This window comes from Streptomyces millisiae (genome assembly GCF_031845425.1).
Taxonomy (GTDB): Bacteria; Actinomycetota; Actinomycetes; order Streptomycetales; family Streptomycetaceae; genus Streptomyces; species Streptomyces millisiae.
On record NZ_JAVREM010000100.1, the window covers coordinates 1 to 14,412 of the forward strand.

At 74.1% G+C, this 14,412-nt stretch carries 16 protein-coding genes and 1 pseudogene; 10 read left to right on the forward strand and 7 right to left on the reverse strand.

The genetic code is table 11. The annotated features are described in order from the left end of the window. A pseudogene (locus RNC47_RS33935) lies at nucleotides 1-293 on the forward strand (hypothetical protein); the annotation flags it as partial. Here RNC47_RS33935 and RNC47_RS33940 read toward each other — a convergent pair. Continuing rightward, nucleotides 290-1,021 (reverse strand): aspartate/glutamate racemase family protein, encoded by a 732-nt coding sequence (locus tag RNC47_RS33940; protein ID WP_311604470.1) that lies wholly within the window; start codon nucleotides 1,019-1,021, stop codon nucleotides 290-292. The pseudogene RNC47_RS33935 and the gene RNC47_RS33940 overlap by 4 nt on opposite strands. A gap of 106 nt (nucleotides 1,022-1,127) precedes the next feature. Between RNC47_RS33940 and RNC47_RS33945 the strand changes: the two genes are divergently transcribed. Next, nucleotides 1,128-1,685 (forward strand): helix-turn-helix domain-containing protein, encoded by a 558-nt coding sequence (locus RNC47_RS33945; protein ID WP_311604472.1) that lies wholly within the window; start codon nucleotides 1,128-1,130, stop codon nucleotides 1,683-1,685. Beyond that, a complete protein-coding gene (locus tag RNC47_RS33950; protein WP_311604474.1) occupies nucleotides 1,682-1,879 on the forward strand; it encodes a hypothetical protein in 198 nt (65 codons plus the stop codon). The genes RNC47_RS33945 and RNC47_RS33950 overlap by 4 nt, the downstream gene beginning before the upstream one ends. 26 nt (nucleotides 1,880-1,905) lie before the next feature. Here the strand turns inward: RNC47_RS33950 and RNC47_RS33955 are convergent, their stop codons facing one another. Genes RNC47_RS33955 through RNC47_RS33965 form a run of 3 tightly spaced genes read right to left on the reverse strand, consistent with a single transcriptional unit; the run spans nucleotide 1,906 to nucleotide 3,371 of the window. After that, the gene (locus tag RNC47_RS33955; RefSeq protein ID WP_311604476.1) at nucleotides 1,906-2,304 is read right to left on the reverse strand and encodes a PIN domain-containing protein; all 399 of its coding nucleotides are present in this window, start codon (nucleotides 2,302-2,304) and stop codon (nucleotides 1,906-1,908) included. Next, nucleotides 2,301-2,549 carry a type II toxin-antitoxin system CcdA family antitoxin gene (locus RNC47_RS33960; RefSeq protein ID WP_311604478.1) on the reverse strand — a complete coding sequence of 83 codons (249 nt, stop codon included), beginning with the start codon at nucleotides 2,547-2,549 and terminating at the stop codon, nucleotides 2,301-2,303. Before RNC47_RS33960 ends, RNC47_RS33955 begins: the two co-directional genes overlap by 4 nt. A gap of 39 nt (nucleotides 2,550-2,588) precedes the next feature. Then, nucleotides 2,589-3,371, reverse strand: a complete 783-nt coding sequence (locus tag RNC47_RS33965) for an AraC family transcriptional regulator (RefSeq protein WP_311604479.1) — start codon at nucleotides 3,369-3,371, stop codon at nucleotides 2,589-2,591. 54 nt (nucleotides 3,372-3,425) lie between these two features. On the opposite strand from RNC47_RS33965, the gene RNC47_RS33970 reads away from it, so the two are divergent. Continuing rightward, complete coding sequence (locus RNC47_RS33970) at nucleotides 3,426-4,634, forward strand: MFS transporter (RefSeq protein ID WP_311604481.1); 1,209 nt, start codon at nucleotides 3,426-3,428, stop codon at nucleotides 4,632-4,634. Nucleotides 4,635-4,675: 41 nt separating this feature from the next. Here RNC47_RS33970 and pepE read toward each other — a convergent pair whose 3' ends face one another. Together pepE and RNC47_RS33980 are read right to left on the reverse strand one after the other, a co-directional pair. Then, nucleotides 4,676-5,422, reverse strand: a complete 747-nt coding sequence (pepE, locus tag RNC47_RS33975) for a dipeptidase PepE (protein ID WP_311604483.1) — start codon at nucleotides 5,420-5,422, stop codon at nucleotides 4,676-4,678. A gap of 17 nt (nucleotides 5,423-5,439) precedes the next feature. After that, complete coding sequence (locus tag RNC47_RS33980; protein WP_311604484.1) at nucleotides 5,440-6,276, reverse strand: IclR family transcriptional regulator; 837 nt, start codon at nucleotides 6,274-6,276, stop codon at nucleotides 5,440-5,442. 74 nt (nucleotides 6,277-6,350) lie between these two features. On the opposite strand from RNC47_RS33980, the gene RNC47_RS33985 reads away from it, so the two are divergent. Genes RNC47_RS33985 through RNC47_RS33995 form a run of 3 tightly spaced genes read left to right on the forward strand, consistent with a single transcriptional unit; the run spans nucleotide 6,351 to nucleotide 9,725 of the window. Beyond that, complete coding sequence (locus tag RNC47_RS33985; protein ID WP_311604485.1) at nucleotides 6,351-7,349, forward strand: DUF1177 domain-containing protein; 999 nt, start codon at nucleotides 6,351-6,353, stop codon at nucleotides 7,347-7,349. A gap of 13 nt (nucleotides 7,350-7,362) precedes the next feature. After that, complete coding sequence (locus RNC47_RS33990; protein WP_394814945.1) at nucleotides 7,363-9,027, forward strand: OPT/YSL family transporter; 1,665 nt, start codon at nucleotides 7,363-7,365, stop codon at nucleotides 9,025-9,027. Continuing rightward, complete coding sequence (locus tag RNC47_RS33995; RefSeq protein ID WP_311604486.1) at nucleotides 9,024-9,725, forward strand: AroM family protein; 702 nt, start codon at nucleotides 9,024-9,026, stop codon at nucleotides 9,723-9,725. Before RNC47_RS33990 ends, RNC47_RS33995 begins: the two co-directional genes overlap by 4 nt. Before the next feature lie 5 nt (nucleotides 9,726-9,730). Here the strand turns inward: RNC47_RS33995 and RNC47_RS34000 are convergent, their stop codons facing one another. Beyond that, complete coding sequence (locus tag RNC47_RS34000; protein WP_311604487.1) at nucleotides 9,731-10,228, reverse strand: MarR family winged helix-turn-helix transcriptional regulator; 498 nt, start codon at nucleotides 10,226-10,228, stop codon at nucleotides 9,731-9,733. A 102-nt stretch (nucleotides 10,229-10,330) separates the two neighbouring features. Here RNC47_RS34000 and RNC47_RS34005 point away from each other — a divergent pair, with 102 nt between their 5' ends. The 3 genes from RNC47_RS34005 to RNC47_RS34015 all read left to right on the forward strand — a co-directional run bounded on the left by RNC47_RS34005 (nucleotide 10,331) and on the right by RNC47_RS34015 (nucleotide 14,026). Then, nucleotides 10,331-11,152, forward strand: a complete 822-nt coding sequence (locus tag RNC47_RS34005) for a trans-aconitate 2-methyltransferase (RefSeq protein WP_311604488.1) — start codon at nucleotides 10,331-10,333, stop codon at nucleotides 11,150-11,152. Nucleotides 11,153-11,617: 465 nt separating this feature from the next. After that, the gene (locus tag RNC47_RS34010) at nucleotides 11,618-13,507 is read left to right on the forward strand and encodes a rhamnogalacturonan lyase (protein WP_311604490.1); all 1,890 of its coding nucleotides are present in this window, start codon (nucleotides 11,618-11,620) and stop codon (nucleotides 13,505-13,507) included. Between the two features lie 111 nt (nucleotides 13,508-13,618). Then, the gene (locus RNC47_RS34015; RefSeq protein ID WP_311604491.1) at nucleotides 13,619-14,026 is read left to right on the forward strand and encodes a rodlin; all 408 of its coding nucleotides are present in this window, start codon (nucleotides 13,619-13,621) and stop codon (nucleotides 14,024-14,026) included. Nucleotides 14,027-14,412 lie beyond the last annotated feature (386 nt).

Genomic DNA, 14,412 nt, shown 5'->3' on the forward strand with positions numbered 1-14,412 from the left:
CCGAGGCGGGGAGCATCGTCTGTCCGGAGGTCGCCGTGGCGGCGGTGCCGGCGGCGGCGCGGGCTGAGGTGGACGAGAACCTGGCGTTGTTGGAGGCGCAGATCGCGGAGGCGAACGCGCGGCTGGCCGGCTCCGTGGGGGAGGGTGGTCCGGACTTCGTGGACAACGCGATTCTCGGTCCGTTGGAGGACAAGCGGGTGGCGGCGTTGGACCGGATCAGGATCGCGATCGAGCGGCAGGGTGCCACGGCCCCGGCCGCGCTCCAGGACCTCGCGACCTGCGCGCTCGGCTAGTGCGGGAGCGGGCCGCCGCGCCAGGTGGGGAACGGCACCCGGCCGGTGGAGACCGCGAACGCCGCCTCGGCTCCGAGCCGCGTGGAGTCGAGCGTCGGCAGCGGCGAGTCGTTCTGGCCGACCAGCAGCGGGATCTCGGTGCAGACCAGGGCGACCGCGTCGCAGCCGCGCGCCGCCAGCCGTTCGATGACGCGAACGTAGGCGGCGCGGGAGTCGTCGGTGAAGACGCCGTTCACCAGCTCGTCGAAGATGATCCGGTCGATCGTCTCCCGGTCCGCCTGGTCCGGCACCTCGGCCGCGATGCCGTGCCGGCCGAGGGCCTCGGCGTAGAGCGTGGAGCCCGTCGTGAAGCGGGTGCCGAGCACGCCCACGCGCCGCCGGCCGTCGCGCGCCGCGCGGGCGGCGACGACGTCCGGCAGGTTCAGACCCGGGAGCGCCAGTTCGGGACCGGGCCGCTGAAGGGCCAGGTGGGCGGTGTTGTCCGGGCAGACGAAGAAGCTCGCGCCGGCGGCGGCGAGCCGCTCGGCGCTGGTGGCGAGGATCGCGCGTACCGCGTCGTGGTCGCCGGCGTCCCAGGCCGGCATGGCGCGGGCCATCGAGATGAGGTCCAGCGTCACGTCGGGGTGGTCGTGCGGACCGAGCGCGCGGAAGCCCTCCTGGCAGAAGGCACGGAAGCAGAGCGCGGCGCCCTCCGCGCTGTGGCCGAGTATCCCTAGGTGGTGGTTCATGATGGCTGCGGTCCCCTTCGTTCGTTCTGACGAACAGACGTCCGGTATGGTGGGCGACGGAACGGGCGTTCGTCAAACCGAACGGAAAAGAGTCAGGAGTGAACGGTTGGGTGAGGAGTCGAACCTCGGAACCCGGATCGCCGAGTCGATCCGCCGCGAGCGGGAGCGGGCCGGCCTCTCGCTGAGCGCGCTCGCGGCCCGCGCCGGGGTGGCCAAGTCCACGCTGTCGCAGCTGGAGGCCGGCGGCGGCAACCCGAGCGTGGAGACGCTGTGGGCGATCGGCGTCGCGCTGGGCGTGCCGTTCAGCGCGTTCGTCGACCCGCCGCGCCCGCCGGTGCGGCTCGTGCGGGCCGGTGAGGGCCCGGTGACGCGCTCCGAGCAGGGCGACTACGCGGCCGCGCTGCTGGCGTCCTGCCCGCCGGGCGCGCGCCGTGACCTCTACCGGGTCACCACCGAGCCCGGCGAGGCCAAGCTGTCCCAGCCGCACCAGCCGGGCACCGTCGAACACGTGATCCTGGCGGCCGGCCGCGCCCGCGTCGGCCCCGCCGCGGACCCGGTCGAGCTCGCCCCCGGTGACTACCTGGCCTTCCCCGGCGACGCGCCCCACGTCTACGAGGCGCTGGAGCCAGGCACGGCGGCGGTGGTGGTGATGGAGCACCCATGAGGGAAACCGATGCGCGCGCCGCCGGCACTGAGCGGTGCGTCATGGAAAAGCTCGTCCGGACGGGCGCGGTCGATCCGGAGAACGCCGGGCAGGCACGCGGCCTCGGCGGCTGGCAGCCGCTCCCCGACCGCGCCGCCGGTCCCGCCTCGCTGTCCGAGGCGCTGGCGGAGCTGCGCGACGAGGAGGAGCGCTGAGCCGCACCGGTGTGCTTCCGGGACGGTCAGACGCCGATGAGCCGGACCCGGTCGCCGCAGAGGGCCCGCATGTCGTCGAGGTCCGAGGTCAGCAGGGCGACCGGTCCGGGCTGGCGCAACGCGGCCTCGGCGACGGTGGCGTCGATCGCGTACCGGTGGCCGTGCAGTCCCGCCGCCTTCAGGAGTTCGGCGGCGGACCGCGCGGACTCGGCGGTCACCGGCTCGATCCTGAGGCGCGAAAGCGCCCACCGCAACCGCGGCACGTTCACCCGCCCGTGGCTGACCTCGACGATGGTGTTGGCGCTGATCACCAGGTCGGCGCCCATGTCGTGGAACACCTGAAGCAGCGCGAGTGTCTTGCGGTCCTGCGTGATCCACGTGGCGAGGCCCTGGGCGTCGAGGACCACGGACTCGACGTGGTTCACGCGGCTTCCGACCCCGTGCCGGCGCCGTCGAAGCCGAAGATCCGCTCGCGGGCCTCGGCCAGCTCCTCGGCGCTGAAGGCGCCGTGCTCCTCCTGGTGGCGCCGCAGATCCTCGCCGAGGAGCTGGTGACGGATCTGGCGGGCCACGGCCTCCGCGACATAGCCGGAGACGTTGTCCGTGAGCTTCCTGAGCTCGGTCACCTGGTCGGCGGGGAGGGTGACGGTGATCCGCGTGGTGGCTGCCATGGGGCCAGCATACTCCGGTATGCGTGGCGGCTCGAACCCCTAACCCAACGTCCGGTGCGCGCCCGGGGTGTGGCCGAAGGCGCGGCGGAAGGCGTCGATGAAGGCGCTCGGGGACGACCAGCCGCAGCGGTGCGCCACCGTCGTCACCGGCAGCTCCGAGGAGAGCAGCAACAGTGCGTGGTAGAGGCGCAGTTGGGTGCGCCACTGGGGGAACGTCAGGCCGAGCTCGGCGCGGAAGAGGCGGGAGAGGGTGCGTTCGCCCGCGCCGACGGCGGCGCCCAGGGCGGCCAGGCTCCGGCCGTCGGCCGGGTCCTCGGCGAGCAGCGCGCAGACGGCGACCAGGCGGGGGTCGCGCGGCGTCGGCAGGTGGACCGGGCGTTGCGGCGAGGACCGGAGCTGGTCGAGCAGGACGGCGCGCAGCCGGCGCCGCTCGGGGGTGTCGGCCAACGGCGGGCGGGTGTAGGCGAGCAGCAGCTCCCGCAGCAGCGGGCTGACGCTGAGCACGGTGGGCTCGTCGAGGCCGAGCGGGTTGTCGGTGGCCGGCAGGCCGACGGTGTGCAGGTCGAGGTGGCCGTGCGCGCGGTGCTCGTGGATGGTGCCGGCCGGGACCCAGATCGCGCGGGTGCCGGGCGCCACCCAGGTGCCGGCGTCGGTGGTGATGGCCAGCGTGCCGCGGCCCGCGTAGAGGATCTGGTGGTCGTCGTGCCGGTGGGCGTCGATGCTCGCGCCCGGGGCCAGCGACAGGGTGTCGGTGCGGGCCACCGGCTCGTGGCGGATCTCGCGGATCTCGCGGATCTGGCGGGTCTGGCGGGGAATCGACATCGTCCGGCACTTTATCGGAAGCGCGACAGCCGCTCCGGCGAGGACGATCGCCGGGTGAGAACCGGAACGCGGAAGAGAACGCGGAAGAGAACGCGGAAGAAGAGCCCCCTCACGCGGCTGTCGCTCGGGCACGCCTGCGTGGACTTCTACCAGGGCGCGGTGCCGGCCCTCGTGCCCTTCCTGGTCGCCGAGCGCGGCTACGGGTACGCGGCGGCGTCCGGCATCGTGCTCGCCGCCTCGCTGCTCTCGTCCGTGGTGCAGCCGCTGTTCGGGGCGCTCACCGACCGGTGGCCGCTGCCGTGGCTGCTGCCGGCGAGCACGCTGGTGGCCGGCGCGGGGCTCGGGCTCGCCGGGGTCGGCGACTCCTACGCCCTCACGCTGGCGGCCGTCGCGGTCTCCGGGATCGGCGCCGCCGCCTACCACCCGGAGTCCGCGCGGGTGGCGCGGCTGGCCAGCGAGGGCAGCCACACCGCGATGAGCTGGTTCGCGCTCGGCGGCAACGTCGGCTTCGCCGCCGCCCCGCTGCTGGTCGCGCCGGTGGTGGCCGTCGGCGGGCTCGGCGCCACGCCGCTGCTCGCGCTGCCGGCCCTCGTCGGCGCCCTGCTGTGCGCGGCGGCGCTCCGGCTGACGCGGGCGCCGGGCGGGGCCGCCGAGCGGGCCGTGGCGCCGGCCGGCGTCGACGACCGGGCCGCGTTCCTGCGGCTGACCCTGGCCGTCGTCTGCCGCTCGATCGTCTTCGTCGGGCTCAGCTCGTTCGTCGGCCTGTATGTCGCCGAGCGCGTCGGCGGCGGCGAGCCGGCGGCCGCGGTGGCGCTGTTCGTGCTCTACCTGGGCGGCGGCGTCGGCACGGTGCTCGGCGGCCGGCTCGCCGGCCGCTGGGGCCGGGTGCGGGTGGTGGCCTGGTCGTACGCGGCCACCGTGTTCGCCGTCGCGGGCGTGGTGCTGGTGCCGGGGCCCGCGGTCTACGGCTTCGTGGCGGCCGTCTCGGCCGCGCTCTACGTGCCGTTCTCGCTCCAGGTGACCCTGGCGCAGGACTACCTGCCGAACCGGATCGGCACCGCGAGCGGCGTCACGCTCGGCCTGACGGTCACCGTCGGCGGCGTCGCCACCCCGCTGATCGGCGCGGCCGCCGACGCGACGTCGCTGCGCACCGCGCTGCTGCCGTTGATCGTGCTGCCCGCCGTGGCCTGGCTGCTGGCCCGTCGGCTGCCGGAGCCGGACGCGGGGCCCCGCGTGGCGGAGAAGGCGGAGGTCGACGCCTGAACGCCCGGGTGGCGCGCGCCGCGCGCCACCCGGGCCGGGGCTCAGCCCTGCGCCGCGGCCGGCGCGTCGAAGCGGTGGCGCTCCGTCAGGAGCGGGCTCAGGTCGGCGCCCGGGGCGAGCTCCTCCGGCTCCTGGCCGCCGCGCCGGAACAGCAGCGCTCCGGCGGCGATGCCGCCGAGCGTCAGGCGGTCGCCCTCGCGTCGCAGCCAGGTGCCCTCGCGCAGGCCGACGACCGGCACGTCGTTCTCCTCAAGGAACTGTTCGAGGCGCTCGGCCCGGCTCTCGCCCATGTGGGCCGTGTCCGGCTTGGCGTCCAGGTAGTGCGGGTTGATCTGGAACGGCACCAGGCCGAGCGCCTCGAACGTCGGAGGCTGGACGATCGGCATGTCGTTGGTGGTGCGCAGCGTCGGGCAGGCCATGTTGGTGCCGGCGCTCGACCCCAGGTACGGCAGGTCGCCGGCCGTCACCCGCTCGCGGATGGCCGGGGCCAGGCCGCGCTCGTGCAGGGCCTTGAGCAGCCGGAAGCTGTTGCCGCCGCCGACGAACACCGCCTCGGCCTCGCGGACGGCCGCCGCCTGGTCGGGGACGGCGTGCGCGCCGGTCACGGTGACGCCCAGCGGGGCGAGCGCGGCGGCCACCTGCGCGGTGTAGCCGGCGTGGTCGGCGAGCGCGTACGGCACGAACAGCAGGCTGCGGGCGCCGTCGAGCAGCGCGGCTATCTCGTCGGTGGCGTGCTCCAGATAGCGGCGGCCCGGGGCGGTGGAGTTGGAGAGCAGCAGCAGACGCATGGGGATCCTCGGGTGGGTCAACGGTTGGCGCGGGCGGAGGGGACGCGGGGCCGGACCGGGGTCAGCACCCGGCCGAGCCGTTCGGCGGCGGCCAGCAGCGGCGCGACGAGCTCGTCCTTGCGGGTCGGGAGCACGTCCAGGGGGCCGACCAGGGACAGGGTGCCCACCGGTCGCCGGCCCACCAGCACGGGGGCGGCCAGCGCGGCGGTCTCGGCATCGTACTCGCCGTCCGAGTAGGCGTAGCCGGTGCGCCTGACCTCGGCGAACCGCTCCTCCAGCCGGGCCGGGTCGGTGAGCGTGCGGTCGCTGAAGCGGGCCATCGGGCGGCCGTAGAGCAGCGCGGCCCGGTCCTGGGCGGGCAGCATGCCGAAGTAGGCGCGGGAGGTGGCGCCCGCGTGCGCCGGGTAGAGCTCGCCGGCCAGCGCGTAGTAGCGCAGCGGCCCCGCCGGGCCCTCGGCGGCCGCCACGCAGCGCATGTGCACGCCGTCCGGCACGGCGAACAGGGTGCCGACGCCGACCGTCTCGGCCGTGGCGCGCAGCGTCGGCGTGACCAGGCTGGCCAGGCCGCCGTCCCGCTCCCAGGCGCGGGCCAGGTGCCAGACGGCGGGCCCCAGGCGGTAGCGGCGGGAGCGCTGGTCGGAGACGAGGAAGCCGCGGTAGGCGAGGGCGGCGAGCAGCCGCTGCGCGACCGACTTGTCGAGGCCGAACTCGGCGGCGATCTCGGTGACGCCCCACTCCGCGTGCTCGCGGTCGAAGGCGAGGAGCACGTTGAGGACGCGGTCGGCGGTCTGGAGCGGCGGCGGCGCGTCGGGTGGCTGGCCGGCCGGCTGCGTTACCGGTGGGTGTTCAGGCATGGCGGAAGTGTAAAGCGTCTCTTATTCAGAGAAATAGTTGCGCATACCGCCACGACGGGCGGATTCTGCGAAGCATGCTCAAACACGTGATCGAAGTCATCGAGCTGCTCGACCGCCCGGAGACCAGCGGCCACCTGTTGGCCGACCACCTCCGCGCGGTGTACGACGCGGCGTCCACCTCCGCCTCCGGCGACGAGACGGGGCCCGCGCCCCGGATCGAGGTCAGCACCGTCACGGGCGACAAGGGCAGCACCGACTTCGTGCACGTGACCGTCCCCGGCCGCCGCGGCCGCACCGCCGGCGGCGAGGCGCCCACGCTCGGCGTCCTCGGCCGGCTCGGCGGCGCCGGCGCCCGCCCCGAGCGCATCGGGCTGGTCTCCGACGCGGACGGCGCGGTCGCCGCGCTCTCCGCCGCCGCCAAGCTGCTCGACATGCACGCGCGCGGCGACGTCCTCGACGGCGACGTGCTGATCTCCACCCACGTCACCGGTTGGGCCCCCACCCAGCCGCACGACCCGGTGCCGTTCATGGACTCGCCGGTCGACATGGAGACCTGCAACCGCGAGGAGGTCTCGCCCGAGATGGACGCCATCGTGTCCATCGACACCACCAAGGGCAACCGGCTGCTCAACCACCGCGGCGTCGCCCTCTCGCCGACCATCTGCGCCGGCTGGATCCTGCGCGTCAGCGAGGACCTGCTGTCGGTGCTGGAGACGGTCACCGGACAGCCGGCCCGGGTGCTGCCCGTCACCACCCAGGACATCACCCCCTACGGCAACGGGGTGCACCACATCAACTCGATCCTGCAGCCCGCCACCGCCACCGCCGCCCCGGTGGTCGGCCTGGCCATCACCGCCGAGACGGCCGTGGCCGGCTGCGCCACCGGCGCCAGCCACGAGACCGACATCGCGGCCGCCGCCCGGTTCGCGATCGAGACCGCCAAGGCGTTCGGCACCGGCGCCGCCCGCTTCCACGACCCCGCCGAACTCGGCCGGCTCGTCGAGCTCTACGGCCCGATGACCCAGCTCCAGGCGGCTCCCAAGCAACCCACGGCCCCCACGGAACGCAAGTAAGGCCCACAGTGAGATGAGCTCCGCCACCGCCTCCCCGCAGCCGCCGGCCGTCCCCTCGTCGGCCCAGGCCGACGACGCCACGCGGCACCCCCGCGCCTTCGAGCCCGTCACGCTGGTCCTGACCATCCTGATGTCGGTGCTCGGCGCCCTGATCGGCATCGTCCTGATCACGTCGCTCGGCATCTCGCCGAACACCGCCGTGATCGGCGCGCTGGTCGCCATGATGGTCGGCCGCATCCCGGTCGCCATCCTGGTCAAGATGCGGTCCCAGCACCGCCAGAACCTCGTCCAGTCGGCGATCTCGGGCGCCACCTTCGCCGCCGCCAACTCCCTCCTCACCCCGATCGCGGTGCCCTTCGCGCTCGGCCGCACCGACCTGGTGTGGCCGATGCTGGGCGGCGCCCTGATCGGCCTCGCCGTGGACAGCTGGGTGCTGTTCCGGGTCTTCGACTCCCGGCTGCTGCCCGCCACCGGCTCCTGGCCGGCCGGCGTCGCCGCCGCCGAGACCATCAAGGCCGGCGACGAGGGCGGACGACGGGCCGCGATCCTCGGCGCGGGCGCGATCGTCGGCCTGGTCGGTGCCATCTTCAAGCTGCCCACCAGCGCCGCGGGCGTCGGCTTCCTCGGCAACATCTGGGCGCTCGGCGCCTTCGGCTCGGGCCTGGTGGTGGCCCAGTACGCCCCGGAGCTGCTCGACGTCGACCTGACGGCCGAACGCGTGCCGCACGGCGTGATGATCGGCGCCGGCCTCGTCGCCCTCATCCAGGCCGTGCTGCTGATGCGCAACCGCGCCGACCGCGTCGTCGACCGCGCCGACGACGGAGCCGACGACGCCCCGCCGCCCACCGTCGACCCCACCGGGCTGCGCCGCGGCCTGCTGGAGGGCATGGGCCTGTTCGTCCTCGGCGCGATCTTCGTCGCTTTCGCCGGCGGCGTCGCGGGCGACCTGTCGACGCCCGCCCTGATCGGCTGGATCGCGCTGGCCGGCGTGGCCGCGCTCGTCCACCAGCTGATCGTGGGCCTGGCCGCCATGCACTCCGGCTGGTTCCCCGCCTTCGCCGTCACCCTGATCTTCCTGATCATCGGCCTGGCGCTGGACATCCCCACCGTGCCGCTCGCCCTGCTCGTCGGCTACACCGCCTCCACCGGGCCGGCGTTCGCCGACATCGGCTACGACTTCAAGGCCGGCTGGCTGCTGCGCCGCGACGCCGTGCCGTGGCAGCCGTACGAGCTCGACGGCCGCCGCCAGCAGTACCTCGCCCAGCTCGTCGGCTTCGCGGTCGCGCTCGGCGTCGTCGTCATCGCCTGGCGGACCTTCTTCGAGGACGGCCGCGTGCCCCCGGTCGCCGAGGTGTACGTCGCCACGATCGAGACCGGCCTCGACCCCGACACCCTGCGCACCCTGCTGCTGTGGGCCATCCCCGGCGCCCTGATCCAGCTGGTCGGCGGCTCGTCCCGGCAGCTCGGCGTGATGCTCGCCACCGGCCTGCTGGTGGCCACCCCCGACGCCGGCTGGATGGTGCTCGGCGCGCTGGCCGTCCGCAAGCTCTACGCCTGGTGGCGCGCCCGCGGCGGCCACTCGGCGGAGGACGCCGAGAACGACCTCTCGCTGGTCGGCGCGGGACTGGTCGCCGGCAGCTCCCTCAACGACGTCGGACAGGTGGCGAAGGCGCTGTGAGTCCCGCCCTCGGCCTGGTGACCATCGGCCAGGCGCCGCGCGCCGACCTGCGCCCGGACGCCGAGCCGCTGCTCGGCGGGGTGCGGATGGTCGAGCACGGCGCGCTCGACGACGACCGCTTCGACGACCCGGAGACCCGCCGCCTGGTGGGCCCCGCGCCGGGCGAACCGCCGCTCGTCTCCCGGCTGCGCGACGGCGGCTCGGTGCTGCTCGGCCACGACGCGCTGCTGCCGCGCATGGAACGGGCCGTCGCCCGCGCCGAGCGGGACGGCGCGACCGCCACCCTGCTGCTGTGCACCGGGCACTTCCCCGCGGTGCGGGCCACCCGCCCGCTGCTGTACGCCGAGCCGCTGGTCCAGCGGGCGGCGGCGGCCATCGTCGGCGCCGACCCGGTGGGCGTGGTGTGCCCGCACCCGGACCAGGCGGCCGACGTGACCCGCCGCTGGCAGGACGCCCTGCCGGGCGGCGTGGTGCGGGCGGCGGCGGCCGACCCGTACGCGCCCGAGGAGCGGGCGCTGGCCGAGGTCGCGACGGCCGCCGAGCGGCTCGCCGCGGCCGGCAGCCGGTGGCTGGTGCTCGACTGCATCGGCTACACCGAGCGCATGCGACGGGCCGCCACCGAGGCGGCCGGCCGGCCGACCCTGCTGGCCAGGGCCATCGCCGTCCGCCTGGCGGCGGAGGTCGCCGCCGCGGGGTAGACCGCTCAGGCGGGGATGTTGTCGAAGGGCGCGGTCAGCGCGCGCAGCAGCCCGGCGAGCTGCCGCCGCTCGGCCGCGCTCAGGCTGCCGAGCAACGCGCGCTCCTGCCTGAGCAGCCCGGCCAGCGCCTGGTCGGCGTGGGTCCTGCCCGACTCGGTCAGCCGCACCAGCACCCCCCGCCGGTCACTGGGGTCGGGCTGCCGCTCCACCAGGCCGCGCTTGGCGAGCCGGTCGATGCGGTTGGTCATGGTGCCGGAGGTCACCAGGGTCTGGGTGAGCAGCTGCCCCGGGGAGAGCTGGTAGGGGCTGCCGGCCCGGCGCAGCGCGGTGAGGACGTCGAACTCCCAGGGCTCCAGGTCGTGTTCGGCGAAGGCCAGCCGCCGGGCCCGGTCCAGGTGACGCGCCAGCCTGCTGACCCGGCTGAGCACCTCCAACGGCTCCACGTCGAGATCGGGACGCTCGCGCCGCCAGGCGGCCACCAGCCGATCAACCTCGTCCTCCATGCGATCAGTCTAGTTGTTCTGTCGATGTGAAGTCTCACGGCGTGAAGCTTCACGACATCAAGCTTCTTGACGTAGAGATAAATGCCCGGGGAGTATGACTCCATGGCACACGACTGGGACCCCGGCCAGTACCAGAAGTACTCCGGCCACCGCCTCCAACCGCTCATCGACCTGCTCGCGCGCGTACCGCCGCTGCCGACGGCCGACGCCCCCCGCATCGCCGACCTCGGCTGCGGCCCCGGCGCCCCCAGCCGGCTCCTCACCGACCGCTGGCCCACGGCGCACATCACCGGCTACGACAACTCCGACGCGATGCTTGCCGAGGCCGCCGGCCACGCCGGCCCCACCCCCGGCGGCGGCCACCTCGACTTCGCGCGCGCCGACCTGCGCGAGTGGCCCCCGACGCCCGGCGAGACGTTCGACCTGATCGTCTCCAACGCGGCCCTCCAGTGGGTCCCAGGACACGTCGACCGGTTCCGCCACTGGATCGACGCCCTCCGCCCCGGCGGCGTCCTCGCCTTCCAGGTCCCCGGCAACTTCGCCGCCCCCAGCCACGTCCTGATGCGCTCCCTCTGCGAGGGCCCCCGCTGGCGCGACCGCCTCGGCGGCGTGCTCCGGCACGCCGACGTCGTGCAGCCGCCCGAGGGCTACTTCGCCGCGCTCGCCGCCCTCGGCTGCGAGGTCGCCGCCTGGGAGACGACCTACCTGTACGTCCTCCACGGCCAGGACCCCGTCCTCGACTGGGTCAGGGGCACCGGCCTCCGCCCCGTCCTCGCCGCCCTCGCCGACGACCCCGAGGCACGCGACGCCTTCCTCACCGAGTACCGCACCGCCCTCCGCGCGGCCTACCCACCCACCGCCCACGGCACGCTCTTCCCCTTCCGCCGCATCTTCGCCGTGGCGACACGCGGCCTGGCGGCCTGAGCGCCCCGAAGGAACGCCAGCCTCCGCGGCGCGGGGCCGCCGCCGCGCCGCGCCCTCCGGGCGGGCAGCCGGTGAACCGGCCCGTCGGCCGTCTGGTACCGCCGGGCTTGGGGGTTCGGCTTCGCCGTGCCACGCCCACCCACCCGCCCTCCGGGCGGGCCGTCGCGCGGCGGGCGTGCCGCCGAGCCGACCGCCACGGCGCCGGGGCGTCTCCCGGACCGGCGACCGGTGCCGCACCGTCGGCCAGGTCGAGCTCGCGCCCCGGACCGGCCGGTCCTGGCGCGCCCCCTTCGGGGCGGCAGGCCGCCAGGCCGGCCCGGCCGAGGCGCGTGAACGGCCCTCCGTGCGTCGGGGGTGCGGAACCTTCGGGGCGCTCAGGCCGCCAGGCTGGGTTGGCAACCTTTTCGCGCCGCGTGGCGACTTGGCAGTGCTCGATCGCCATCCCCGAACCCCCGAGGAGAGACCGTGTCTGCTGCGCAACGACGCCGGCTGCGACGCTGGATCGGCGCCGTGGCCGTCGCCGCCGTCGTCGCCACCGGGCTCGGCGGCGGTGCCGCCACCGCCGCGCCGGCCGCCGAGGACGACGTGCGGCCGCTCGCCCAGCTGGAGAACCTCGACCGCGGCCTGGTCAGCGTCTACACCGGTTCCGGCAACCTGGTGAGCTGGCGCTTCCTGGCGTCCGACCCGGACAACGTCGCGTTCAACCTGTACCGCGGCGAGACCCTGGTCGCCTCGAACATCACCGGCGCGACCAACTACTTCCACTCCGGCGCGCCCAACAGCGCCGACTACCGGGTCCGCGCCGTCGTCAACGGCACCGAGCAGGCGTTCTCGCCGCACGCCATCCAGTTCCGCTCGGGCTACCACGACGTGCCGATCCAGCGGCCGGCCGGCGGGACCACGCCGGACGGCGTGGCCTACACGTACGAGGCCAACGACGGCTCCGTCGGCGACCTCAACGGCGACGGCAACCTGGAGATCGTCCTCAAGTGGCAGCCGACCAACGCCAAGGACAACTCGCAGTCCGGCTACACCGGCAACACCATCATCGACGCCTACACCCTCTCCGGGGAGCGGCTGTGGCGCATCGACCTGGGGCGTAACATCCGCTCCGGCGCGCACTACACCCAGTTCCAGGTGTTCGACTACGACGGCGACGGCTCGGCCGAGGTCGTCATGAAGACCGCCGACGGCACCGTCTCCGGCACCGGGCAGGTGATCGGCAGTGCGAGCGCCGACCACCGCAACTCGTCCGGCTACGTCCTGGCCGGGCCCGAGTACCTGACGGTCTTCTCGGGTCGCACCGGCGCCGCGCTCGCCACCACCGACTACGTGCCGGCCCGCGGCACCGTCTCCTCCTGGGGCGACAACTACGGCAACCGCGTCGACCGCTTCCTCGCCGGCACCGCCTACCTCGACGGCGACCGCCCGTCCATCATCATGGCCCGCGGCTACTACACCCGCACCGTGATCGCCGCCTGGGACTGGCGCAACGGGCAGCTCACCCGCCGCTGGACCTTCGACACCAACAGCTCGACCAACACCGGGCGCGGCTACGACGGCCAGGGCAGCCACAGCCTGTCCATCGGCGACGTCGACCGCGACGGCCGCGACGAGATCGTCTACGGCGCCATGGCCGTCGACGACAACGGCAACGCCCTGTGGACCACCCGCACCGGGCACGGCGACGCCCAGCACCTGGGCGACTTCGACCTGAACGACCCGGGCCTGGAGTACTTCAAGGTCTCGGAGTCCACCAGCCAGCCGTCCTCGCTGCGCATCGAGCCCGCGAACGGCACGATCAACTGGCAGACCGGGTCCGGCTCCGACAACGGCCGCGGGGTGGCCGGCGACATCTACGCGGGCAACGCCGGCGCGGAGTTCTGGTCCGCGTCCGACACCACCCTGCGCAACCTCGCCGGCGGCTCGGTGGGCCGCGAGCCGTCCAGCATCAACTTCCTCTCCTGGTGGGACGGCGACCTGACCCGCGAGCTGCTCGACCAGACCCGCATCGACAAGTACGGCACCGGCGGCGACACCCGGCTGCTGACCGGCTCGGGCGTGGCCTCCAACAACGGCACCAAGGCCACCCCGGTGCTCTCCGGCGACATCCTGGGCGACTGGCGGGAGGAGGTCATCTGGCGCACCAGCGACAACAACGCGCTGCGGATCTACTCCACGCCGATCCAGACCACCTACCGGATCACCACGCTGCTCCAGGACCGGATGTACCGCACCGGCCTGGCCTGGCAGAACACCGCCTACAACCAACCGCCGCACCCCAGCTTCTACCTCGGGCAGGGAATGGGCACGGCGCCCAGGCCGACAATCGCCCCGGCGTCAACGGGGCGCTGAGCGAACCGCCTGATGGGGCAGATCGGGTGAACGGCGGCAACCGAAACCGGGTGGGCGCGTTGTTCAGTGCGCTCCAAGAACAGGGCACCCAGACTCGGAAGGACAAGCCAAGTGCTGAAGAAGACGCTTGCCACGGCCGCCGTCGCGGCCACCGCCGCCGGCGTGGCGGGCATGGCTGCCGCCCCCGCCATGGCCATCAGCAACGACGAGGGCCCCACCACGATCAGTGGCAATGGCAACCGTGAGGCGACCGGCAACATCACCACCGGCGGCTACATGAGCCCGAACATCGGTCTGATCAACGGCTCGCTGAACGAGATCTGCGTCCCGATCACGCAGCTCGACGTGCAGAACGTGGTTCAGGTCCTCGCCATCCCGATCGGCATCCAGGACCTGCTCACCAGCAAGAACAGCCAGAACTGCTCCGAGAACTCGGTGCAGATCGACGGCGACGACCCGCTGTCGCACCTCCTGGACGACCTGGCGATCCTCGCCGGGAACGGCGCCGGCAACAACTGAGGACCAGCGGACCCGGGCTCTTCGGCCTTCTGACCGGTGCTCCGCGCCAAGACGGCCCCCTCCCCAACACCACCCCTGGGGAGGGGGTCGCTTTCTGCTGTGTGGGCACCGGGTGGGCACGACGACGCGCTCGCGCTCAGCCGCGTCGTCGTCAAGGCGAACGTCGCCGGGCGTCGCGGGATTGGGCAATTCGGGTGAACGGCGGCAACCGATCCCGGGTGGGCGCGTTGTTCAGGGCGCTCCAAGAACAGGGCACCAAAGACTCGGAAGGACAAGCCAAGTGCTGAAGAAGACGCTTGCCACGGCCGCCGTCGCGGCCACCGCCGCCGGCGTGGCGGGCATGGCTGCCGCCCCCGCCATGGCCATCAGCAACGACGAGGGCCCCA